This is a genomic window from Roseixanthobacter finlandensis, from assembly GCF_043195105.2.
Classification (GTDB): Bacteria; Pseudomonadota; Alphaproteobacteria; order Rhizobiales; family Xanthobacteraceae; genus NCEH01.
In genome coordinates this window covers 1,448,754-1,472,107 of record NZ_CM195536.1, presented here as the reverse complement: position 1 = coordinate 1,472,107, position 23,354 = coordinate 1,448,754, and the positions used below count along the sequence as shown (strand labels likewise).

The 23,354-nt window shown below is 62.6% G+C and carries 18 protein-coding genes, 1 tRNA gene and 1 pseudogene; 15 read left to right on the top strand and 5 right to left on the bottom strand.

Going from position 1 to position 23,354, the window contains the following annotated elements:
* Positions 1-421: 421 nt before the first annotated feature.
* From V5G24_RS06840 to V5G24_RS06785, 12 genes are all read left to right on the top strand, one after another.
* Positions 422-1,651: an ABC transporter ATP-binding protein gene (locus V5G24_RS06840; RefSeq protein WP_394085437.1), complete on the top strand. Its 1,230-nt coding sequence runs from the start codon at positions 422-424 to the stop codon at positions 1,649-1,651.
* Positions 1,652-1,653: 2 nt separating this feature from the next.
* Positions 1,654-2,544 (top strand): ABC transporter permease, encoded by an 891-nt coding sequence (locus tag V5G24_RS06835; RefSeq protein ID WP_394085436.1) that lies wholly within the window; start codon positions 1,654-1,656, stop codon positions 2,542-2,544.
* Positions 2,541-3,377 carry an ABC transporter permease gene (locus V5G24_RS06830; RefSeq protein WP_394085435.1) on the top strand — a complete coding sequence of 279 codons (837 nt, stop codon included), beginning with the start codon at positions 2,541-2,543 and terminating at the stop codon, positions 3,375-3,377. Before V5G24_RS06835 ends, V5G24_RS06830 begins: the two co-directional genes overlap by 4 nt.
* Before the next feature lie 27 nt (positions 3,378-3,404).
* Positions 3,405-4,457: an ABC transporter substrate-binding protein gene (locus tag V5G24_RS06825; RefSeq protein WP_394085434.1), complete on the top strand. Its 1,053-nt coding sequence runs from the start codon at positions 3,405-3,407 to the stop codon at positions 4,455-4,457.
* Between the two features lie 71 nt (positions 4,458-4,528).
* Positions 4,529-6,331: a gamma-glutamyltransferase family protein gene (locus V5G24_RS06820; RefSeq protein WP_394085485.1), complete on the top strand. Its 1,803-nt coding sequence runs from the start codon at positions 4,529-4,531 to the stop codon at positions 6,329-6,331.
* 739 nt (positions 6,332-7,070) lie between these two features.
* Positions 7,071-8,159, top strand: a complete 1,089-nt coding sequence (locus tag V5G24_RS06815; RefSeq protein WP_394085433.1) for a GlxA family transcriptional regulator — start codon at positions 7,071-7,073, stop codon at positions 8,157-8,159.
* A 258-nt stretch (positions 8,160-8,417) separates the two neighbouring features.
* Positions 8,418-9,512 (top strand): Gfo/Idh/MocA family protein, encoded by a 1,095-nt coding sequence (locus V5G24_RS06810; protein WP_394085432.1) that lies wholly within the window; start codon positions 8,418-8,420, stop codon positions 9,510-9,512.
* Between the two features lie 225 nt (positions 9,513-9,737).
* A complete protein-coding gene (locus V5G24_RS06805) occupies positions 9,738-10,568 on the top strand; it encodes an AraC family transcriptional regulator (protein WP_394085431.1) in 831 nt (276 codons plus the stop codon).
* An 80-nt stretch (positions 10,569-10,648) separates the two neighbouring features.
* A complete protein-coding gene (locus V5G24_RS06800; protein WP_394085430.1) occupies positions 10,649-11,464 on the top strand; it encodes an ABC transporter ATP-binding protein in 816 nt (271 codons plus the stop codon).
* An 11-nt stretch (positions 11,465-11,475) separates the two neighbouring features.
* A complete protein-coding gene (locus V5G24_RS06795) occupies positions 11,476-12,264 on the top strand; it encodes an ABC transporter permease (protein WP_394085429.1) in 789 nt (262 codons plus the stop codon).
* 44 nt (positions 12,265-12,308) lie between these two features.
* Positions 12,309-13,352 carry an ABC transporter substrate-binding protein gene (locus V5G24_RS06790; protein ID WP_394085428.1) on the top strand — a complete coding sequence of 348 codons (1,044 nt, stop codon included), beginning with the start codon at positions 12,309-12,311 and terminating at the stop codon, positions 13,350-13,352.
* A gap of 8 nt (positions 13,353-13,360) precedes the next feature.
* On the top strand, positions 13,361-14,314 hold the full coding sequence (locus V5G24_RS06785) for a PhzF family protein (protein ID WP_394085427.1): 954 nt from the start codon (positions 13,361-13,363) through the stop codon (positions 14,312-14,314).
* On the opposite strand, the pseudogene V5G24_RS06780 reads toward V5G24_RS06785, so the two are convergent.
* From V5G24_RS06780 to V5G24_RS06765, 4 genes and pseudogenes are all read right to left on the bottom strand, one after another.
* A pseudogene (locus V5G24_RS06780) lies at positions 14,229-14,432 on the bottom strand (alpha/beta hydrolase); the annotation flags it as partial. The gene V5G24_RS06785 and the pseudogene V5G24_RS06780 overlap by 86 nt on opposite strands.
* Before the next feature lie 476 nt (positions 14,433-14,908).
* Positions 14,909-14,985, bottom strand: a tRNA-Arg gene (locus V5G24_RS06775).
* Positions 14,986-15,107: 122 nt separating this feature from the next.
* On the bottom strand, positions 15,108-15,467 hold the full coding sequence (locus V5G24_RS06770) for a hypothetical protein (RefSeq protein ID WP_394085426.1): 360 nt from the start codon (positions 15,465-15,467) through the stop codon (positions 15,108-15,110).
* The gene (locus V5G24_RS06765) at positions 15,464-17,101 is read right to left on the bottom strand and encodes a GMC family oxidoreductase (protein WP_394085425.1); all 1,638 of its coding nucleotides are present in this window, start codon (positions 17,099-17,101) and stop codon (positions 15,464-15,466) included. The genes V5G24_RS06770 and V5G24_RS06765 overlap by 4 nt, the downstream gene beginning before the upstream one ends.
* 695 nt (positions 17,102-17,796) lie before the next feature.
* Here V5G24_RS06765 and V5G24_RS06760 point away from each other — a divergent pair.
* Positions 17,797-19,137, top strand: coding sequence for an Nramp family divalent metal transporter (locus tag V5G24_RS06760; protein WP_394085424.1), 1,341 nt, complete (start codon positions 17,797-17,799; stop codon positions 19,135-19,137).
* Positions 19,138-19,326: 189 nt separating this feature from the next.
* Here the strand turns inward: V5G24_RS06760 and V5G24_RS06755 are convergent, their stop codons facing one another.
* Complete coding sequence (locus tag V5G24_RS06755) at positions 19,327-20,001, bottom strand: GntR family transcriptional regulator (protein ID WP_394085423.1); 675 nt, start codon at positions 19,999-20,001, stop codon at positions 19,327-19,329.
* 371 nt (positions 20,002-20,372) lie between these two features.
* Here V5G24_RS06755 and V5G24_RS06750 point away from each other — a divergent pair, with 371 nt between their 5' ends.
* Both V5G24_RS06750 and V5G24_RS06745 read left to right on the top strand, forming a co-directional pair.
* Entirely contained in the window at positions 20,373-21,761 is a 1,389-nt protein-coding gene (locus tag V5G24_RS06750) for a malonyl-CoA decarboxylase (protein WP_394085422.1), read from the top strand.
* A complete protein-coding gene (locus V5G24_RS06745; RefSeq protein WP_394085421.1) occupies positions 21,758-23,287 on the top strand; it encodes a malonate--CoA ligase in 1,530 nt (509 codons plus the stop codon). Before V5G24_RS06750 ends, V5G24_RS06745 begins: the two co-directional genes overlap by 4 nt.
* Positions 23,288-23,354: the final 67 nt, after the last annotated feature.

The following is a 23,354-nucleotide window of genomic DNA, read 5'->3' as shown; positions in this document are numbered from 1 at the left end:
CGCGCGCCGCGAGCCCGCTCCGATCAGGCTCCTTCCGCAAAATCCGACATAGTCACGCCGGTATCCCTCTTGGCGTCTCGCTGTCGACGGGCACGCCTATTCCAGCACGCACATCTGCGCCTGCCATACCTGAACCGAAGCCCGTCTCCGCATGCGGGGTGGGGAGGCGCCACATCATGTCGCATTTGTACAACCACGTCGTCGTCTTCCTACGCGCCAAGAGATGATTTCCAACGCTATTGTTTTCTGTATCAAGAAATAAAATAAATCAGTACTTCCGCACAAAAATATCGGTTGGGGAACCGAAGGCACAAATCACCGTCAAAAAGCTCGGGTGCCCGAAGTGGTTCGTCTGCACTGCGCGTGTATCCTGCATATGCAGGAGGTCTGGAAATAGACTGGCCGAAGATAAGAACGCGCCATGCTGGCACAAACTGTCAACTGTGGACATGACGTGCCGGAAGTAAATTCGATAAGCAACAAACCAGAGGTGAAACATGCGATTTCTAAGCGCGCACAGGCGAGAGCACCTTCGGTGAGCGAGAATGTCAAACCTGCTCTCTCGGGTGCTCGGGCGGCCTCCGTCACGCTTCGCGATGTGACAAAGGCATACGGAAGCTTCGTTGCGGTCCACGATCTGTCTCTGGAGGTGCCGGCAGGGCAATTCGTCTCGCTCCTTGGGCCCAGTGGCTGCGGCAAGACTTCGTGTCTGCGCCTGATTGCGGGTTTCGAGACGCCGACCGCCGGCCGCGTTTACGTCCGTGGCGAAGACGTCACCAATGTTCCGCCCTATCGGCGCGACCTGGGGATGGTTTTCCAGAGTTACGCCTTATTCCCCCACATGACCGTGGCGGCGAACGTGGATTTCGGCTTGCGAATGCGCGGCATCCCGAAGCCCGACCGCAAGCCCTTGGTCGAGCGCACGCTTTCGCTCGTGAAGCTGACGCCGTTTGCGGATCGTTACCCCAAGCAGCTGTCCGGCGGGCAGCAGCAGCGCGTCGCACTGGCGCGCGCGGTCGTGTTCAAGCCCGGGGTCCTGCTGCTTGATGAATCCTTGGCCGCTCTGGACAAGTCCTTGCGCGAAGAGATGCAGACCGAATTGCGTAACCTGCAAAGACAATTGGGCATCACGGCGATTTTCGTCACGCATGATCAGGAAGAGGCGCTGACCATGTCGGATATCGTCGTCGTCATGAATGCCGGCCGCATCGAACAGAAGGGTTCGCCAGCCGAGGTTTACGAACGGCCGGAAACGGAATTCGTCGCTCGCTTCCTCGGCGCAAGCAACATCCTGAATGGACTGGTCACTGAGACGTCCGCGACGGCAACGCGGATCCGCGTGCTCGACCGGGACATCTCCCTTCCTCCTTGCGGTGTGGCAGCAGGCCAGCGCTTGCCGGTTTCGCTGCGGCCGGAACGCATTGGCCTCGTGCGGTCGTCATCCCTGGACGCGGGAGCCTACCAGGTAACGGACGTGGTTTATCGCGGTGCTCATCGACAAATTGCGATCTCCAGAAGCGGCGAAGTGCCTCTGGTGGTCGTATCGGCGAACACAAGCGCTGAAGCTGAAATCGAGCGCGACCATTGGGTGAAGCCGATGTTCGATCCCGCGAGCGTTATTCCCCTGCGCGCCACCGCCTCGAAAGTCTAGTGATGAAAAAGCCGATACCGATAAAGGATAGATCGGATCTGCGTGCCTATCGTCAAGCCGCCTTCTTGGGCGCGCCGCCGATCGCATATCTCCTCGTATTCTTTGCGCTACCGATCCTCTACCTTTTCGTGGCCGGTCTGAAGACCCCGGATCCGACCGCGTTCATCGGTGCGGATTGGACATTTGCGAACTACACCGACATCCTGTCGGATGGATATTATCTCGGTGTCATCGTCCGCACTCTCGGCTCCGGCCTGGGCATCGTTCTGATTGCCCTCATCATCGGCTATGCGGCCGCATACAAGATGGAATCCCTGAAGCCGCAGACGAGAACCTGGTTCCTTCTGCTGTTCCTCTTTCCGCTGATGGTCAGCAACGTGGTGCGCGCGTACGGCTGGATGGCCATTTTGGGTCGGACGGGGGTGCTCAACACCTCCCTGCGGGCCGTCGGCTACGACGGCCCGCCCTTGCGGATATTGTTCAGCATAGAAGCAGTCGTCATCGGATTGATGACGATCCTCCTACCATACATGGTGATCAGCGTCCTGAATGCCTTGAATACCATAGACCGTCGCTATCGCGAGGCCGCCGCATCGCTCGGGGCATCCCCGTGGCGCACCTTCTGGCACATAACCCTGCCGCTGAGCGCACCCGGCGTCCTGACCGGAACCCTGCTCGTCTTCTTGTTGACCTTGAGCGCTTACATCACCGTTTCGCTGCTGGGCGGCCCGCGCTTCAAGCTGCTGGTGAGCCTTGTGTTCGACGCGGTTCAGACGTTCCAATGGGCCAAGGCCAGCGTGCTCTCCTTCATCCTGCTTGCGCTCGCTCTGGGGGTCTCGGTCATTCTCATTCTGGCCCTTAGGCCTGCCGGTGCGGGAGGGCGCTCGAAATGAGCACGATCAATACCCTGCCGTCCGCGGTGCCCGCCCAGGGCCAGCTCCGACGCAACCTTGTCGCCGCCGCTTTCAACCTGGTTCTGGGGCTTTCCTGCGCCCTTGTGCTCGGCCCAATCCTCGTAATCGTGTTCGTCTCGTTCTCGAGCTCGGAGAATTTCGCATTTCCACCGCCCGCGTTGTCCTTGCGATGGTTCTCTCAATTCTTCACGACTCCGAGCCTGACCTCGGCGCTGCTGCTCAGCATGGAGATCGCCCTTCTCGCCGCGTCTGCCGCGACACTTCTGGCCTTGCTGGCTTCCATGGCCCTGATGCGGTTGCCTTCACCGAAGCTGTCCGCGTTTCTCCAAACTCTGTTCCTCGCTCCATTGGTGTTCCCCACCATCATTCTCGGCCTGTCGCTCCTTCTGTTCTACAGGGTAGCCGGAATTGACCTGACGTTCGGCCTCATCCTTGCGCACGTAACAGTCGCATTGCCTTATGCGTTCAGGGCGATCATCGCAGAACTGGCGGCCTTCGACGCAGGTCTTTCGGAAGCCGCGGCCAGCCTGGGCGCGCCTCCGCTACGGAGCCTGTGGCACGTGACCTTGCCGTTGATCTGGCCGGGCCTTCTCTCGGGGTGGATCTTCGCTTTCGTCGTCTCGATCGGCGAGCTGAATACCTCACTGTTCTTGACAGGGCCGGGCTTTACGACGCTGCCGATCGAGGTCTTCGGATATCTGCAATTCGAAGGGGCCCAACTCGTGATCGCAGCGGCATCGACGGTGCAGATCGGCATCATCGTCGTTCTCTTCGCGACGATCCAGAGCATCCGGCGGATCGCCGGGAAGTAACACATCAACCCACGACAGGAGACGGCTATGAGACGTCGCGATTTTTTGCTTGCGAGCGCGGCTTTTGCGCTGGCTGGTTCCAGCCGGGTGGCGGCACAGGAGAATGGAAAGCCCACCTCGATCGCCGTCATGACCTGGGGCGGTCAATTCGGCGACGCCGTCGCAAAGGGGGCGGACCGGGAGTTCGAAAGCCGCTTCGGGATCAAGGTGATTCAGGACCGGGGATCGACGCCGGTGGAGCGCATCACGAAAGTCAAGATCAACGAAAAGAAACAGATCTTCGATGTCATGCAATTGCATGACGGTTTGGTGCCTTTGGCTGTCCAGCAAGGTGCCTACGAAAAGCTGGATTTCTCATCGCCTCGGCTCTCCAATGCCAAGTCATTGATCGGCAACTTCGGTAACGACTATTGGGTTCCGTTCATCTTCTCGGAGATCGGGGTCTGTTACACCAAAGCGGACGTCAAGACGCCCCCGACGAAGTTTTCCGACTTCTGGCGGCCGGAATTCAAGGGGCGCGTCGTCCTTCCCTCCATCACGCACTCGATCGGTCCTTACATCATTCCGATCGGTGCCATGGCCGCCGGCAAGGACCCGAAGGATGAAGCCGCCGGCTTTGAGATGCTGCAGAAACTGGTGGATTTAAATCCCATCTGGGCACGAGATACCGACGGCATCATGAATGCGATGAGAAGCGGCGAGGCCGTGATCGGGCTTTTGTACCGATCCCAGACCCTTACGCTTCAGAACGGCGGGTCGGACGTGCAATGGATCGCGCCGGAAGAGGGAGCGATTCCGATTTCCTGGGGCGCGGGAATCGCGAAGGGATGCCGGAACCGTCCATTCGCGGAGGATTATCTCAACGTCATGATGGGTCCGCAGTGCCAGGCCGTATTTGCCGAGGCGTTCAACTATTCCGGCACCAATCCGAATATGCTTGATCTGCTTACGCCGGCACTGCGCGCGCGCGTGACCACCAATGCCGCGGCCATGTCCAAGCTCAGGCCGCTCGATCTTGCGTATATCGCCGATCGCCGGGCCGCGTGGACTGAGCGCTGGAATCGCATTGTTTCGGGTTGATCCCGCGCCACATCTGGATCGTTTTAGGAGGCATGCCGGTGAGCAATAATTTGGCTTTGGGTAATTTTCGCTTGAGCTACGGCCCAGACGCCGGCGAGCCGCCATTCACCACCCGGCCGGAGATCGTCGGAACGTTCGGCGTGGTCGCGTCGACGCACTGGCTGGGGACCGCGGCCGGCATGCGGATTCTCGAACGGGGCGGCAATGCCTTCGACGCCGCAGTCGCCGTCGGCTTCGCCCTGCAAGTGGTCGAACCCCATCTGAATGGATTTGGCGGCGAGGTCCCGGTGATCTTCTTCGATGCGAAATCGAACAAGACGCAGGTTCTTTGCGGCCAGGGAACGGCCCCCGCAGACGCGACCATTCAGCGGTTCAGTAATCTCGGCCTCGATATCGTGCCGGGAAGCGGCTTCCTTTCAGCATGCGTGCCCGGCTCGTTCGGCGCCTGGATGACGCTGTTGCGCGATTACGGGACCATGGGCGTCGCCGATGTCCTCGAGACGGCGATCGAATATGCCCGCAATGGCTATGTCATGCTGCCGCGGATCGTCGCCGCGATCGAGATGATCGAGCCGCTTTTCCGCACCGAGTGGACGAGTTCGGCAGACATCTATCTTCGCAATGGTATTCCGCGCGCGGGCGAGCTGTTCACCAATCCCGACTTGGCAAATACTTATGAGCGCATTGTGCAAGCCGCAGAAAACGCGGCAGGATCGCGCGAACATCGGATCGAAGCGGCCCGCAAGGCCTTTTACGAAGGCTTCGTCGCGGAGGCGATCGACAAATTCGTGCGGACGGAAGCGATGGACACTTCGGGCCGGCGCCATGCCGGCCTGCTGACCGGCCAGGACATGGCGAACTGGCAGCCGACCTATGAAGCGCCGCTGTCGCTGAAGTACGGAAATTTCGAAGTCATGAAGGCGGGCCCTTGGACACAAGGGCCGGTTTTTCTCCAGCTTCTTTCGCTGTTGAAAGGTTTCGACCTCTCGCAGATGAACCCCGTGGGGGCGGATTTCGTTCATGTCGTCACAGAATGCATGAAGCTTGCATATGCCGATCGCGAGAAGTTCTATGGCGACCCGACCTTTGTTGATGTCCCCATTGAGAGATTGCTGAGCGATGAATATGCGAACGAACGTCGGCGGCTAATCGGCGATGCGGCATCGATCGCGTTTCGACCGGGCAACATTGCCGGTTATGACCATGAGGTACCGTACAATATTGGCAGAACGGAAGGTGGGGTATCGGCGCTCGGCGCGGGCGAGCCCACGGTCGGCCCCAAAGGTTCGGTACGGGGGGATACTGTTCATATCGATGTCGCGGACCGATTTGGGAACATCGTCTCCGCGACGCCGAGCGGCGGTTGGTTGCAAAGTTCGCCCACCGTTCCCGGCCTGGGCTTTGCCCTTGGCACGCGCGCACAGATGTTTTGGCTCAAGCCGGGTCTGCCTTCCTCGCTCGCGCCCAAGAAACGTCCGCGTACAACGCTCTCGGTTACACTGGTTTATCGCGACGGTGACCCTTACGGAAGTTTTGGCACGCCGGGCGGCGACCAGCAGGATCAATGGAGCTCTGCGTTCTTCTTGCGTCATGCCAACCATGGAATGAATCTCCAGAACGCAATCGATGCGCCGATGTTCCATAACGATCACATGCCGAGTTCTTTCTTTCCGCGCCAGGCGATCCCGGGCTCGCTGACGATCGAGGCGAGCTTCGCGCAAGACGTTCAGGCCGACCTCATACGTCGCGGGCACCGGCTTACGACTGTCCCGGAATGGTCGCTCGGACGGCTATCGGCGGTGTCCCGCACCGGCCACATTCTTCGGGCGGCCGCGAACCCTCGTTACATGCAGGGCTATGCGTTCGGGCGTTGATGGAGATAGGCCATGAACAGGCGCGATTTGCTCAAGGCTGTCGGCTCCCTTCCGCTGACGTCCGCATGAAAGCTAGATCGACGACATAATATGGCTAAATGACACGCCGTACTCCACATGCATCGTCGCTGATTAACTTTGTCCATGCGGGACGTGGCTCACATAGGAGCCACGTCCCGCATAGACGTGATTATTGGGATCGGCGAAACATATATGTCTCGCGAATGTGAAAATATATCGATTTTATTCATATATGAAGATGGCATTTTTGCTCTACCCGCTTGAGCGCCGGAATCAGCGGATTGTGACGAAACAAGTGAACAACGAGAAGATATATTTATTTATTCAACATTTAAATCCATTTAAACCTGAATTAAAACGCGCGCATGCCTTTGCGTGCGAAGGCAAATTGCTTCGCTCGTTCGCCATGGGGAGCACGCTTGAATAAAAATATCACCATATTTTTTCACTTGTGAAAACATTTTTTCCATGAGAGATTTCTCGTCCTGTATTGAAGACCGATGCCGCGAACGCCAGGGTCGAGACGATTTAGGCAGGCTAAGGTCAGGCCATTGGGCTTGAATAATGAGTTGCGACATCACTTTATAAGGGCTGGAATTTGAAATATAACGCACAATAATAGCCAGTCTGCATTTAACGATGCTTTTGTATTTGAGAATGAAGCGATGATTTGCGGCGTGTAGTTAACGCAGAAATTTCATTTTCGAAAGAGGTCGACGTGGTGACTGGCGAGGCCTTTTTATCTTCCGGACTTTCCTCGGACGCGCATCGTGTCGGCTCGCCGCTGCGTAAGGATGCTAAATTGCGCATGGGATTCATTCTCATGCATAATTTTACCTTGGCGGCCTTTGCCAATTTTGTTGACGTATTGCGTCTGGCTGGCGACAAAGGTGACCGGTCCCGGCCTATCGATTGCTCATGGAAAGTCATGAACACGAGACGCAGTCCCGCGCGGAGCTCCTGTGGCATAGAAATTCAACCAACTGCGGAGCTTCTGGACCCGGCGCAGTTCGATTACATTGTAATTGTCGGCGGACTTCTGCATGGGATGCCGTCATTATCGGAGCCCATTGAAAAATACATTAAGACTGCCGCCGCAGCTGGCGTTCCTCTCATAGGCCTGTGCACCGGTTCGTTCGTCCTGTGTCGGCTTGGCTTGATGAACCAACGTAAATGCTGTGTCAGCTGGTATCATTATCGCGATTTTCTTGAGGAATTCCCAAAACTTGTGCCGATTGCGGACCGGTTGTTCGTTATCGATCGCGATCGCATTACATGCGCCGGCGGAACAGGGGTTGCGGATCTCGCGGCGCGTTTGGTGGCTGACCATCTGGGATCAGCATTGGCCCAAAAGGCGCTGAACATATTGCTGATTGATCGGCCGCGACCTGCCGAAAGCGCTCAACCGGCCCCGCGTCCCACGGATGATGCGGTCGATGACACCCGCGTTTCCCGCGCCCTTCTGTTGATGGAACAGAACATCTCGGAGCCACTACCCATTTCGGTTCTGGCTCATAGGCTTCATGTGGGTGTCCGGCAGCTGGAACGCATATTCGCGGAGCGTCTCGGTGAGACACCCCACGAGAGCTATCTGGCGCTCCGCCTAAGGCACGGACGCTGGTTACTGGCGAATACACCTTTATCGATTGGGCAGATCGCGGCGGAGCTCGGCTTTTCGGACGGGTCCCATTTTGGTAGGGCGTTCAAGGTTAAGTTCGGCACCACGCCGGCGGCGTTCCGAAGTGGTCCAACAGTTGGCCATGCGCGCGGGATGAATGAGAATGAGGACCGCCGCGTCTTCGAATAGGTTTGGCGGCTCGTGCGCCGGATCGAGACAAGCACAATAAGGAAACGTTACGCGAAGGACCGACCTTGGATAGCCGCCGAGGAGCGGGCGCTTTTTAAAACGATAGCGCATACCCATCGGCTCAATTCCACTCTTCGGGGAAAGACAGTGCCGCCAGGCGCCGAAGTGAGCGAAGTCCATTGGTCGGTGCTTGGAAGGGATGATCAGGGCGCGCCGCGCCTTTGCCCCAGTGCGCAGATGAGCGGCAGGAGAGGCAACATGGAAAAGAAGATAAGGCTAGGGCTCATTGGTGCGAGCGCGAAGGGCACCTGGTCCTCACGCTCGCACCTGCCGGCGCTTCAATCGAGCCGTGATGTCGAGCTCACAGCGGTCTGTACGACCAAGGCCGACAGCGCAGAAGCTGCGCGCCAGGCTTATGGCGCCCGTCTGGCTTTCGATGACTATCGCAAGATGGTCGCATCACCGGAGATCGACGCGGTCGCAGTGGTGGTGCGCGTGCCCTTACATTACGCCCCGACAAAAGCAGCCCTCGAGGCTGGGAAGCATGTCTACTGCGAATGGCCGCTCGGCCGCACAACGACCGAGGCCGAAGAGCTCTCGACATTGGCAGCGAGCAAAGGGCTCGTTACGGCCGTCGGTTTGCAGGCCCGCGTTGATCCGACACTGCTCTACATGAAGGAACTTGTCGACAGCGGCTGCATTGGCGAGGTGTTGGCTGTTCATGTCAGCCTCATGCGCGAAGGCGTGCTGTCGAGGCCGTCAAATCGCACATGGCAACGCGACGTCGAGCTGGGCGCAAACACATTGACCATCCCGAACGGCCACACGCTGGACGCGATGCGCTTCGTCGTCGGCGACCTTTCTCAATTGTCCGCCGTGGTGACGACGCAGGTGAAGCAATGGCTCGATACCGACGCCCGGACGTTGGTCAACGTCACCTCGCCCGACAACGTGTTGGTCCAAGGCCAGTTGAAGAATGGCGCGATGGCGTCCCTTCATGTGGCGGCCGTTCCGTTCGCCGGCAGCGGCTATCGCATGGAGATCTACGGCCGGGAGGGGACACTGGTGGTGTCGGGAGAGGAGTCTCCGCAGTTCTGCCGACTTTCTCTCCATGGCGCGCGCGGCGAAAACAAGCTTGCGCCCCTGCCTGCACCGGAACGGCTCGCCGCACCGGCGGATGACCCGTCCTTGGTGGAAGCGCTGAACGTCGGCCGTCTGTACACCTCGTTCGCTCAGACAATCCGCGGGGGAGAGGCCTCCCATCCGACCTTCGATACCGCGGTTGCGCTCCACCGCGTGATCGACACGATCGCACAGGCGTCGGCAAGCGGTTGCGCGATATCGCTTCCGTAGAGCGGATGGAGGCCGACATACTTATGCGCGTTATGATCGACGCCGGCCCTGTCATCGGCGTCGGTTGTTGAAGCAAACGATATTCCGCTCACGCCTGGGGTCTAAGTCAACATCCGGGCTATCTGCTCTGATATGCAGGCGATTTCCGAACCACAAAGGTTCTGCTAGTCTGCAAGAATGTTGCGGTCCATTCAACAGCTTCGGGAGACCTCGCCGCCTGCAGCCATGCTCGCAGCGGATGGTGACCAGCTTGCGCTGAGGGGGGGCGGCGGTGAGTATTTCATGCCGTGGCATTGGCATGATTGCCTAATGCTCTTCTTGCCCCGCATCGGCGCCGTCGATTTTCGCGATGAGACCCGAAAGTCCGGGGCGTGGCTGAGCGAAGACCGCTTCGTTGTGGTGCGACAGAGCTTGGCGCACCAGACGGCGGCGGCGCGCATCGGCAACAGTCATCTGGCGATCTACGCGAGCGATGATCAATTGGCGAGGATCGAGGCGCGCATTGGATCCCTGAGCCGCGTTCGGGCCAAGCTCGATGTTCCCGCCTTCTTTGCGGTCACCCCCGAGATGCGCTCGCTTCAAAGCCTGTGCCACGTAAGCGAGACCGACGACATGGCGTCCCGCGCGGTGCAAGGCCATATCGCGGCGGCACTCCTCATCAAGTGCCTGGCTCAGATTGAACGCAGTGAGCAGCTTTCCGCGGCCTGTCCGGAAGGCCACGGCGAAGCACTCATTGCCGAGATCAAGAGCTTCATCACAAAAAACGCGACCAGCGATCTGCCTCTGGACGCGATCGCCGAATTCTTCGGGCTGTCCAGACGCCATGCCACCCGATTGTTCCGTGAGAAGACAAGCATGTCGATCGCGGAGTTCCATGAGCGGGAGCGGGTCAGGCAGGCGCGCGACCTTCTGGTGGAGACAAGCCTGCCGGTCGGCGAGGTGGCTTGGCGGGTCGGGTTCGAATCCGGCTCCTCGCTCGCAAGAACCATGCGGCGGGTGACCGGCCTTACGCCGACAGACGTGCGCAAGAGCATGGCCCGCACGGTCAAGACTTAAGGCCCGTTCGGTCGCGCACCCGGTGGCGCTCGCCCTTATCCTCGGCTGAATTGCAGCACGACGAGGCTGAGGAAATCCACATGCACGATGTCCGGCCGGACGACTTCATCATATTTACTGATGTGGCGAAGAGTTTCCAGATTGGTACTCAAAAATACACCGCCATTCATGACGTCACCATGTCGATCAAGCGCGGCGAAATCGCCATGTTGCTTGGGCCTTCGGGGTGCGGGAAGTCGACGCTGCTGAATCTGACGGCCGGACTGATCGGGCCGAGCGCAGGGCAGGTGGTCTATGATGGCGCGCTCATTGCCGGCTTGAACGCCAAGGTCGCCTACATGACGCAGCAGGATCACCTGCTTCCGTGGAGGACTGTCGCCGGCAACATCGCGGTTCCGCTTGAAGTCGCGGGGCTCCCGCGGCGTGCGCGCGAGGCGCGGCTGGACGAGCTCCTGACGCTGGTCGGCCTGACGGACTTCGCCAAATCCTATCCGAACCAGATCTCCGGTGGCATGCGCAAGCGTTGCGCCCTGGCCAGGCTGCTCGCCGCCAACCGCGAGACGCTTCTGCTGGACGAGCCGTTCAGCGCGTTGGATGCGCAACTCAGGCTGACGCTCCAGGCTGAACTGCTCCGGATCTGCCGAAAGCTCAACCTGACCGTGATGTTCGTGACGCACGACATCGAGGAAGCGGCCGGCCTGGGTGACAAATGCGCGGTGTTCCAAGGCCGCCCGGGCAAGATCGCGAAGGTCTTCGACAATCCGCTGCCGAAAGAGCGCGATCTGATGCGCCTGCGGTTCGACCCGCGCCATCACGCCTTCACAAACGAACTTTGGGCGACGTTGACGCCAGATCTGCAGCCGCCCGCGTCGTCCCCGATCGCGCTGACGGCGTGAGGAAAGCCATTATGGAAAAAAAGCCATCACCCGCAACGATTCTGCTGGCCCGCCTCGGGCTGTTGCTTTCGCTCCTGGCCGTCTGGGAGGTCGGATCGAGCTGGGCGGGAAGCGAGTTCTATATCTCCACGCCGTCCGCCATTGCCGCAAGCTTCTGGATGATCTTGAGCAGCGGAGAACTCTTCTTTCATGCCTCGATCACAACCGTGGAAGCCCTGCTCGGGTTTCTGATCGGGGGAAGCGTCGGCATCGCCGCAGGTCTCCTTCTTGGTCGCTCGCGCATTCTCGCGGACATTCTGGATCCGTTCCTGACCGCTTTCTATAGCCTCCCGAAGGTCGCGCTGGCGCCGCTGTTCGTCCTGTGGCTGGGGATCGGCATCGAGATGAAGATCGTGCTGGCGGCGACCACCGTCTTCTTTCTCGTCTTCCTGAACACCTATACCGGCGTGCGCAGCGTGAGCCGCGAACAACTGGTTGTCATGCGCCTGATGGGGGCTTCGGAGCGCCAGTTGCTGAGCAAACTCGTGCTGCCGTCGGCGATCACCTGGGTTTTCGCGGGCCTGCGGCTGTCGGTGCCCTACGCCCTGATCGGGGCGATCGTCGGCGAGATCATCGCGTCCAATCGTGGCCTTGGCTACCTCATCTCCAACGCCGCGTCGAAGTTCGACACGCCTGGTGTGTTCGCCGCCCTGATCGCGATCGTCACCCTCACCATGCTGCTGAATCTGGCGGTCAAGACGGCCGAGCGCATGCTCATGCCCTGGAAGCGGGCAGAAGAGCATCGCGAAGCCACGGTTTAGCAGGTCGGACCCTGTCCATCTGATCGTTTATCTCGGAGACCGCCATGCAAGTCACGCGCCGTCAGGCAATCACCATTACCGGGGCCGTAATGGCCAATATTCTCAACATTCCTAGTCTGGCGATGGCACAGGCCAGGCAGAAGGTCATCCTTGGCCAGCCCAGCGAGGGGTTCATCTACCTCCCGATCTACGTGGCGCGCACCCGCGGTTTCTTCGAAAAAGAGGGGCTGGATGCGGAGGTGATCACCTTCTCGAAGGGGGGAGCCGAGGCGATGGCGGCGGTGTTGGCCGGCCAATCGGACATCTATGTCGGCAGCCCGACGGTTCAATTGAGGGCGCAGGAGAAGGGGCAGCCCGTCAAATCATTCGCCGCGGTCCAAACCCAATTCGGATCGGACCTTGTGCTTTCGGCGGACGCAGTGAAGAAGATCGATCTGGCCAATCTGAAGGACCCCAAGGCCAAGGCGGCGGCCTTGAAAGGGCTCACCATCGCCGTGGCCGGACCGGGCAGCTTGACGGACCTGATGGTCCGCCACATCGCCTTGTACGGCGGATTGAACCCCGACCGCGACATGACCATCACGCCGATCGGCGGCGGGGGCAACATGCTGGCCGCCTTCGGTCAGAAGCGCATCGACGGATACGCGCTGTCCGCGCCGACATCGACGACAGGCATCGAGCGTTTCGGCGGCGCGATGCTGTTTAATTTTGCGAAGGGTGAATATCCCCCGTTCGCGGATTTTCTTTTCTACACCTTGATCGCGCGAAATGACTGGATCGTCGGAAAGCCCGAGATCGCGCAAAAAGTGGTCCGCGCGGTGTGGAGAGGCCTCCTGTTCATGAAGTCGAATCCGGACGAAGCGCGGGAGGCGGTGCGGCCGTTCTTTACGCAGGTTCCGAAGGCGGAGTTCGACCTGGCCTGGAATCTGAGCCTTCCCGCGTTCAGCGACAGCCCCAGAATCTCCGAAGCCGGCATGATGAAGAATTACAGTTTCCTGCAAGAAGGTGAGCGAAAGTCCGTGGGCGTACCGATCGGGGACTCCTATACGAACGCCGTCGTCGATGCCGTTGCGCCTTCTCTGAAATGAGTAGCCTTATGACCGAAATCGAGCTCGTTAAAGTTTTCACGCATATGGGGCGCGGTGGCAATCCTTGTCCGATCGCGGTCGATGCCACGGGTCTTTCGGACGAACATATGCGTTCAGTGGCCCAGCACTTCGGGCATGAGTCGGGTTTCGTCCTGCCATCTCCGAATATCGACGCCAACTATACCTTCCGGTTCTGGGTCCCACGTCACGAGATGGAAATGTGCGGCCACGCGACCATCGGCGCCCTTTGGGTCCTGGCGACCAAGGGCGGCCTGGTCGCTGACGAGGTGCGCATTGAGACGCTCAGCGGGCCCGTGACAGGTTATGTTGATCGTCGAAACCCCGAGGATCCCTCGGTCGAGATCACCCAGCCGGTCGGCGAGGTCGTCGATTTGACGCCGAGCGAAGAAGAGGACGTCCTGTCGGCGCTCCACATATCGCGCGCCCATCTGCTCGATCTTCCACTCCAGAACGCCGTCACGTCGCGCGTGAAGACGCTGATCCCGATGAAGGATATCCGGTACCTCAATGAACTGGTGACCGATATGAAGCGAACCGAGCTGTGCTGTGAGCGGATAGGATCGACGGGCCTCTATCCCTATGCCATCGAGCATCAGGGCCAGAGGCGTTTCGAGGCGAGGCAGTTTCCCAAATCCTCGGGCTACCCGGAGGATGCCGCGACTGGCATTGCCGCCGCGGCGCTCGCTTTTGGATTGCTCAAGAACGGGCTCATCGAACCCACCAGCACGCGGATTACCATCTTCCAAGGGCGTGCCATGGATTCCCTTTCGGAGATACGAGTGCGCCTCGGCTTCGCCGATGGCAGGCCGCTGGGCTGCCTGCTCGGCGGCCGCGTAACGCTCGTGGAGTCGCATGAGTTGAGGCTTGCCGATCATCAAGCAGACGCTGCGCTGAAGCGACAGCCTCGGGCAACGTCGTCAGCGAGTTCTGAACGGCGGTGACATTGAGACCCCTCGGCTGAAGACGCGCGATCACCTCGGACCAGCACGAGGCGCCCGCAAACAGCCCATGCCCCACGACGAAGTTGCGTGCCCTGGTCGGCGCGGGAACAGCGGCCAACTGTCAGTTGCTCGAACGGCGCGAGGAATGGACCGGGGCGTCGCCGCAGTCACATCACCGAGTTGCGCAAGCGCCAGGTGGAAGCCGAGGCGAAGCTGAAGCGACTTTATGGGGCGCTCGAAAACCGTCTCGTGAACATGGCTGACCCTTCGCTGAAGGATCGGATCACGGAACTGACGGCGATTCGCGATCAATCCCAGGCCGATGCTGAGCGGGCGGCGGCCGCAGTCGAGCGGCTTGGGCCGGAGATCACGCCGGAGCGCTTGCGGCGGTTCGCACTCGCCGCGCGGCGCAAGCTCAAGAAGGAAGATGGAACATATCGAAGGGACCACCTCTGGGCTCTTGCGCAGCGGGTGGGGGTGGTCAGCCAGAGCGAGATTCGCTTGATTGGCTCGAAAACCGAGCTGCTGCGATCACTTGCCGCCGCTGCAAGCGTAGAATTGGCGGCTGCTGGAGTGCCCAGTTTTGTTCGGAAGTGGCGCACCCGAAGGGATTCGAACCCCTGGCCTCTGCCTTCGGAGGGCAGCGCTCTATCCAGCTGAGCTACGGGTGCTTGCACAGAGGGAAATCCTCTAACCCATCGCCCGGCGATTGACAATCGCCGGGGGCATCGGCCAGCGCCTTGTTCACATGGCACGCAGGCCGAACGGGGCGCGAGGCCGCGGGCGCGCGGCACTATTTCGGCGCGGCGCCGGTCCATTCCTGCGCCTCGGCGGTGCCAGCGCGATTGTCATAGAGGCAGGCGAAGGTTGCAGCCTGGTTCTTCATGTGCGGCTGCGGCCAGTGGCCTTTCACCAGAACCAGAACATGGGCGGCAAACATCACGGGCGCGCCTTCCACGCGAGCCTTCGCGAGCCCGCTCGCCGCGAGGCAGGCCGTGCGCGCCTTGCCCTCCAGCTCGGCCCAGGCGGCCGGCGAGGACGCCAGCACCGGATCGGCGACCAAAGCCAGCAGGGCGGCAAGGACCGGCAGGACGGCAGCTCGCCGAACGGCAGAGCCTCGGGCAGCCGCGCCCAGTGAACGGGTGAAACTCATGCGCGCGCATCCTCCAGGATCATGGCGGCCCCCTTCTCGCCGATCATGATGGCCGGAGAATTGGTGTTGCCGGAGGTAATGGTCGGCATGATCGAAGCATCCACCACCCGCAGGCCGTCGATGCCGATCACCCGCAGGCGCGCATCCACCACCGCCATGGGATCGGACGGCAGGCCCATCTTCGCCGTGCCCACGGGGTGGAAGATGGTGGTGCCCACATTGCCCGCCGCCGTCGCGAGCGAGGCATCGTCGTTCCCCACCGCCGGACCGGGCAGGATCTCTTCCGGGCGATAAGGCGCGAGCGCCGGACGCGAGACGATGCGGCGGGCGACGCGGATCGAGTCCGCCGCCACCGTGCGGTCCTCCTCGGTGGAAAGATACTGCGGCTGGATCGCCGGCGCGGTGGCCGCGTCCGCGCTCTTGAGGCGGATGGTGCCGCGCGAGGTGGGGCGCAGGTTGCACACGCTCATGGTGAAGGCGGGAAAGCGGTGCAGCGGGTCGCCGAACTTGTCGAGCGAGAGCGGCTGCACGTGGAATTCCAGGTTCGCCCGATCCTGCGTCGCATCCGATCGGGTGAAGATGCCGAGCTGGGAGGGCGCCATGGTCAGCGGCCCGCGCCGCAGGAACGCATATTCCAGCCCCATGCCGGCGCGCCCCAGCAGCGAATGATAGCGCTCGTTCAGCGTGCCGATGCCGGAGACCTTGAACACCAGGCGCAATTGCAGATGGTCCTGCAGATTGGAGCCGACGCCGGGCTTGTCCAGCACGGTTTCGATGCCATTCGCCTGGAGATGTTCGCCCGGCCCGATGCCGGAGAGCATGAGCACCTGCGGCGAGCCGAGCGCGCCGGCGCACAGCACCACCTCGCGCCGCGCCGTCAGGGTGCGCGTGCCGCCTGGGGTGCGCAGTTCGATGCCGGTGGCGCGATTGTTCTCGATCGTCACCTTCTGCACATGGCCGGCGGTGATGAGATCAAGGTTCGGCCGGTTCAGGACCGGCTTCAGGAACCCGCGCGCCGCGCTCCAGCGCAGGCCGCGCTTCTGGTTCACGTGGAAATAGCAGGAGCCCTCATTGTCCCCGGTATTGAAGTCCGGGATGGCGGCGATTCCGTCCTGCGCCGCCGCGTCGCGCACTTTGTCGAGAAGCGGCCAGGTGATGCGCGGAAACTCGACATGCCATTCCCCGCCCGTCGCATGATGGGCGTTGGGGCCGAGGAAATGGTCCTCGTGCTTCTTGTAGAGCGGCAGCACATCGTCCCAGCCCCAGCCGGGCAGGCCGAGCTGGCGCCAATGGTCGTAATCGGCCGCCTGCCCGCGCATGTAGATCATGGCATTGATGGCCGAGGAGCCGCCGATGGTCTTGCCGCGCGGATAGGAGAGCGCGCGCCCGTTCAGCCCGGCCTCGGGCTCGGTCTTGAAGCACCAATCCGCGCGCGGATTGCCGATGGCGAACAGATAGCCCACGGGAATGTGGAACCAGATCCAGTCGTCCTTGCCCCCGGCCTCGACGATGGCGACTCGCACATTGGGGTCCGCCGAGAGGCGGTTCGCGACCACGCAGCCCGCAGATCCAGCGCCGACAACGATGTAATCATAAGCATCCGCGCCCGTATCCGGGCGTCCCGGCGCCACCATGGCGGTCCCTCCCACTTTTGTTGAAACGGACTTTGGCGACGCGGCGCGCGGCCCGCAAGGGCGGCCTTCTGAGTCTTTGGCATGCCCCTGCCAAGTTCGTGTACCCTGCCCAAGTCCATGCACCAGGTCCGTGCACACCTAGGGCCGCTCGACATTCAGCGGCGGGATGTATCGTCGAGACGCCTGACGGCACGTGGGCGCTATTGTCCTTCTTTGACCGCTCGGCGCCCCTCGTTCGTCATGGCCGGGCGCGTCCCGGCCATCCACGGGGCGCCGCCCCCCGGTCTTGAAAGTCTGGCACCCGCGGCGCCGCGTGGATGCACGGGCCAAGCCCGTGCATGACGAGGATCTGCTGCAACGGCGTCAAGCCATGAAAGGCGATCGGCGCTAATCCAGGCCCTGGAAAGACGCGTGCCGCCCGGAGGCGCGAGCGTGGCTCCGGCCCGGGGCTCCGCGCACTCGGCCGCGCGACGCTTTCGCGCAGAGCATTCCGGACCGTCTCTTGCATCAATGTCGGGGTCGCGACAGTTCTTGCGAATTACTCGCAATAAAGTTGACAGCTACCGACAAGGAGGTCAGGATAATGCAATTCATTCGCAATCGCATTGTCCGACGCCTATCGGGCCGATGTATCGAACGAAACGCCCTCGGCCCGCGCGGCGCGCGGTTTTCCTCATCCGGTGCGCGGTGGCATCATGCTTGATCATTCACGGCAGGCGGGTTTGAACGGTTGGCGCCGCGAGCGGGGCGATCCCGCCTTGTCGGACGTGCATGGCACCATCGACGTCACCAAGCGCCGGGGTTTCTCCCGCCTGTTCGCCTTTCTCGGGCCGGGCTATCTGGTCGCCACCGGCTATATGGACCCGGGCAATTGGGCGACCTCGCTCGCCGGCGGGTCGCGCTTCGGCTATGCGCTGCTTACGGTGGCGCTGCTCTCCAATCTCATCGCCATCCTGCTCCAGGCGCTGTGCTCGCGGCTCGGCGTCGCCAGCGGGCGCGACCTCGCCCAGGCCTGCCGCGACAGCTTCCCCCGCCCGGTCGCCTATGTGCTGTGGGCGCTGGCGGAAGCGGCGATCTGCGCCACCGACCTTGCGGAAGTGATCGGCACCGCCATCGGCCTCAATCTGCTGTTCGGCATTCCCCTGGAGATCGGCGTCATCATCACGGCGCTGGACGTGTTCCTCATCCTGTGGCTGCAAAAGCTCGGCTTCCGCTTCGTGGAAGCGCTGGTGGTGGGGCTGCTCGGCATCATCGCCGCCTGTTTCGGCGTGCAGATCGCCTTGGCCGATCCCAATTGGGGCGATGTGATCCGCGGGTTTGCGCCGACCACGCAGATCATCACCAATCCCGACATGCTCTATCTCGCGCTCGGCATCCTCGGCGCGACGGTGATGCCGCATAATCTCTATCTGCACTCGGCGATCGTGCAGACCCGCAAGCACGACGGGACGGAAAGCGGCATCCGCCAGGCGATCCGCTATGCGACCTGGGATTCCACCTTCGCCCTGATGTTCGCGCTCACCATCAATGCCTCGATCCTGATCCTCGCGGCGGCAGCCTTCCACGGCAAGGGCGGGGAAGTGGCGGACCTCGGCAAGGCGCACGAATTGCTGAACCCGCTGCTGGGCAGCGCGCTCGCCCCCACCCTGTTCGCGGTGGCGCTTTTGTGCTGCGGGCTGAATTCCACCGTCACCGCCACCATCGCCGGGCAGGCGGTGATGGAAGGGTTCCTGCACATCCGCCTGCAACCCTGGCTGCGGCGTCTCATCACACGCAGCATCGCCATCGTGCCGGCGGCGGCGGTCACCATCGCCTATGGGGAGAGCGGGGCGTCCTCCCTGCTGATCCTGAGCCAGGTGGTGCTGTCGCTGCAATTGCCGTTCGCCATCGTGCCGCTGGTCATGTTCACCAGCGACAAGCGCAAGATGGGCGTGTTCGTGGCGCCGCGCTGGCAGACCTTCCTGGCGGCAGCGGCGGGCCTGTTGGTGATCTCGCTCAACATCAAGCTGCTGGTGGATTTCTTCACCGGCGCGTGAGGGAATCGCGGGGCGGCCCCCTCACCCCGACCCTCTCCCCAATGGGGAGAGGGGGAACCGCCGAAACCGTAGGCCCGCGTTCCCCGCCGGAGCCATAGGCTCCCTCTCCCCGCCGGGGAGAGGGCTGGGGTGAGGGGCGCGCGCCCGACCTCGCCGGACAGAATCGCAAGCCCCCTCCCCCGCAAACGCTCACCCCGCCCGCGCCACCACCTCCGCCTCGTCCTGCAAGGCGGTGATCAGCGACATGAAGCGCTCGCCCTGCACCAGCACATGGGCGTGCAGCGCCTCGGCGGCGGCCTCTCCATCGCCCGACAGCAGCGCCGCGAGGATCGCCTCGTGCTCGGCGAACGAGGCGTCCATGCGGCGCGGCACGCGCAATTGCAGGCGCCGATAGGGCTGGAGCCGCCGTTGCAGGCGCAGCGCCTCCGCCGCCAGCACGCGATTGCCGGTGGCGGCGTAAATGGCCGCGTGAAAGGCCGCATTGGTGGGATAATAAGCTTCCGGATCGCCGGCGCGCACCGCATCTTCGCAGGCGTGATGGGCGCGCTCCAGGGCGGCGCGATCCTCGTCCCCCATGCGCCGGGCGGCGAGGCGCGCGCAGGCGGCCTCGATCTCCGCCATCAGCTCGAAGGATTCGATCAACTCGCGCGGCCCGAGCAGCAACACGAAGGCGCCGCGCCGGGGGCGGATCTCCACTAGCCCCGAGGAGGCGAGCTGGATCAGCGCCTCGCGGATCGGCGTGCGCGAAACGTTGAAGCGCTCGGCGAGGCCCACCTCGTCCAGCCGCTGGCCCGGCCGCAGCCGGCCGGCGACGATGTCGTCCTCCAGCGCTTCCCGCAAACGTGGTGTCGCCTCGCCCCGCACGATCGGCCTCCCGAAATGGTGAAAGGAGTTTAGCAGGCGATAAGAATGCAGCCAGTCAAATCTTGCATACAAGATCATTGACAGGAAATGCAGGACGGGTTTTCATGACCCCGCCATTCAGGAAGGTCGCCGATGCCCACGCCCCCGGCCCATGCGTGCCTGCGTTTTCCGCGCTCCCAAGCGCGACTGCGCGTTCCGCACCAGGGACCCGACGGGCCGGCAGCGGCGCACGGGGCTTGGCACGGGGTCGCGCAAGGGCGGCGAAGGGTTTTCGCGACGTCAGGCATCGCCCCGCGCCGCGCATGCCCCCTTGCCAGAAGCGGCGGCGCCCTGTGTCATGGGCGGCGATCTTGCATTGCGGGAAGGCGGCCATGAGTTCCAACACCTCGTTCTTCGGCGACCTCCTCACGACCATCGCGGAACGCGGCCGCGCGCTGCTGGACCGGTCCGCCCGCACCAGCGGCGCCACCCGCGCCGCGACCCTGATCGACCGCTGCGAGGATCTGCTCTCCGGCCGCGGCGAAGCCTCCGGCGTGGCGCTGGCCACCGATATCCTCGACCGCTATTCCCGCATGAAGAGCGGCGAGCGCATCGCCTTGTTCGAGGCGCTCCTGACCACCTTCGGCCCGGACAAGGCAAAGCTCGATCAAGCCATCGCCGCCTATGGGGATGCCGGCGAGAATACCGATGCGGCCGAGGCCGCGATCGCCGCCATCCACCGCGCCAGCGAGCCGCGCCGGCAGGAATTGTTCCGCCGCTTCAACATGGCCGCCGGCGCCACGGCGAGCCTCGTGCGCATGCGCGAGCATCTGATGGACGCCATGGTCCACCGCCGGGACCTCGCGCCGGTGGACCGGGATTTCGGCCACCTCTTCTCCTCCTGGTTCAATCGGGGGTTCCTGGTGCTGCGCCGTATCGACTGGTCCACGCCCGCCAATGTGCTGGAAAAGATCATCCGCTATGAGGCGGTGCACGAGATCAAGGACTGGAACGACCTGCGCGCCCGCGTCGATGCCCCGGACCGGCGCTGCTACGCCTTCTTCCACCCGGCCATGGTGGACGAGCCGCTGATCTTCGTGGAAATCGCGCTGATGAAGGAGCCGGCCGCCGCCATCGCGCCGATCCTGGATCCGGAGCGCGGCCCGCCGCTCGATCCCGCGACCGCAACCACGGCGGTGTTCTATTCCATCTCCAACTGCCAGCGCGGCCTTGCCGGGGTCAGCTTCGGCAATTTCCTGATCAAGCAGGTGGTGGAAGAGATTTCGCGCGAGATGCCATCGCTCACCACCTTCGTCACGCTCTCGCCCACCCCCACCTTCCGCGCCTGGCTCGACGGCGAGCTGCGCAAAGAGGACAACCCGCTCCTCACGCCCGCCGATCGCGCCACGCTCAAATTGCTGGAAACGCCGGACTGGCAGGAGCGCGAGGAGGCCCGCGCCGAGCTGACGCCGGTGATCTGCGCCATGGCGGCGCAATATTTCCTGATGGCCAAGACCGCCAAGGGCCGCCCGGTGGACCCGGTGGCGCGCTTCCATCTCGGCAATGGCGCGCGGCTGGAGCGCATCAACGCCATGGGCGACCTCTCGCCCAAGGGCGTTGCCCAGGCCGCCGGGCTGATGGTGAATTATCGCTACGTGCTGGGCGACATCGAGAAGAACCACGAAGCCTTCGCCGGCAAGGGCGAGGTGGTGGCGAGCCCCGCCGTGAAGAAACTCCTGCGGGGCGAAACCGCCTCGCGCTCCCTGGTGCCGGTGCAATGACCAAGACCAACCATCTCTTCTCCGCCATGCGGGCCGCCATGCCGGCCCTGGAACAGCCGCTCGTGCTGCATCCCGACGGCGCGGTGGAAACCTATGCCGACGCGCTCGCCCTCTCCGCCCGCATGGCGAACCTTCTGGTCGCACTCGGCGTGAAGCCGGGCGACCGGGTGGCGGTGCAGGTGGAAAAATCCTGGCCGGCGCTGGCGCTCTATCTCGCCGCCGTGCGCGCCGGCGCGGTCTATCTGCCGCTCAACACCGCCTATACGCTGGCGGAACTCTCCTATTTCCTCTCCGACGCCGAACCGACCGTCCTGGTCTGCCGGCCGGAGATCGAAGCCGACGTGCGCGCGCTCGCCACCTCCCTCGGCGTGCCGCAGGTGGAGACGCTCGGCGCGGACGGCATCGGCTCGCTGACCGTAAAGGCGCAGGACTATCCCGACACGTTCGAGGATGTGGCGCGCGGGCCGGAGGATCTTGCCGGCATCCTCTACACCTCCGGCACCACAGGGCGCGCCAAGGGCGCCATGCTGAGCCATGACAATCTGCTCTCCAACGCCGTCACTTTGCGCGATACTTGGCGCTTCACCGCCGATGACGTGCTGATCCACGCGCTGCCGCTGTTCCACACCCACGGCCTGTTCGTGGCGAGCAACATCATCCTTTTGGCCGGCGCGCGCATGATCTTCTGCCCGAAGTTCGATGCCGCGCAGACCCTGCGCCTGATGCCGCAGGCCACCAGCCTGATGGGCGTCCCCACCTTCTACACCCGCCTGCTGGACCAGGAGGGCCTCACCCGGGAGGCCACCGCCCACATGCGCCTGTTCGTCTCCGGCTCCGCCCCGCTGCTCGCCGAGACCCATCGCGCGTTCGCCGAGCGCACCGGACAGGCGATCCTGGAGCGCTACGGCATGACCGAGACCGGCATGAACACCTCCAATCCCTATGACGGTGAACGGCGCGCCGGCACGGTCGGCTTCCCCCTGCCCGGCGTCGAGATCCGCATCGCCGATCCGGAGAGCGGCAAGGTGCTGGCGGCGGACGAGATCGGCGCCATCGAGGTGAAGGGGCCGAACGTGTTCAAGGGCTATTGGAAGCTGCCGGAGAAGACCGCCAGCGAATTCCACGATGGATTCTTCATCACCGGCGACCTCGGCAAGATCGACGAGCGCGGCTATGTGCACATCGTCGGGCGCGGCAAGGATCTGGTGATCACCGGCGGCTTCAACGTCTATCCCAAGGAAGTGGAAGGCGAGATCGACGCTTTGCCGGGGGTGGTGGAAAGCGCGGTCATCGGCGTGCCCCACAAGGATTTCGGCGAGGGCGTGACGGCGGTGGTGGTGCGCGCCGCCGACGCCAAGGTGAGCGAGGCCGATATCCACGCCGCGCTGGAAGACCGGCTCGCGAAGTTCAAGCTGCCCAAGCGCATCATCTTCGTCGATGATCTGCCCCGCAACACCATGGGCAAGGTGCAGAAGAACGTGCTGAGAGACACGTACAAGGACATTTACCGCAGCAACGTCGCCTGAGGATGCGCCGCCCGGCCTTGCCAGGGCGTCGCAGTGAATGAACCGCCGATCCCGGAGCAACCGGGAC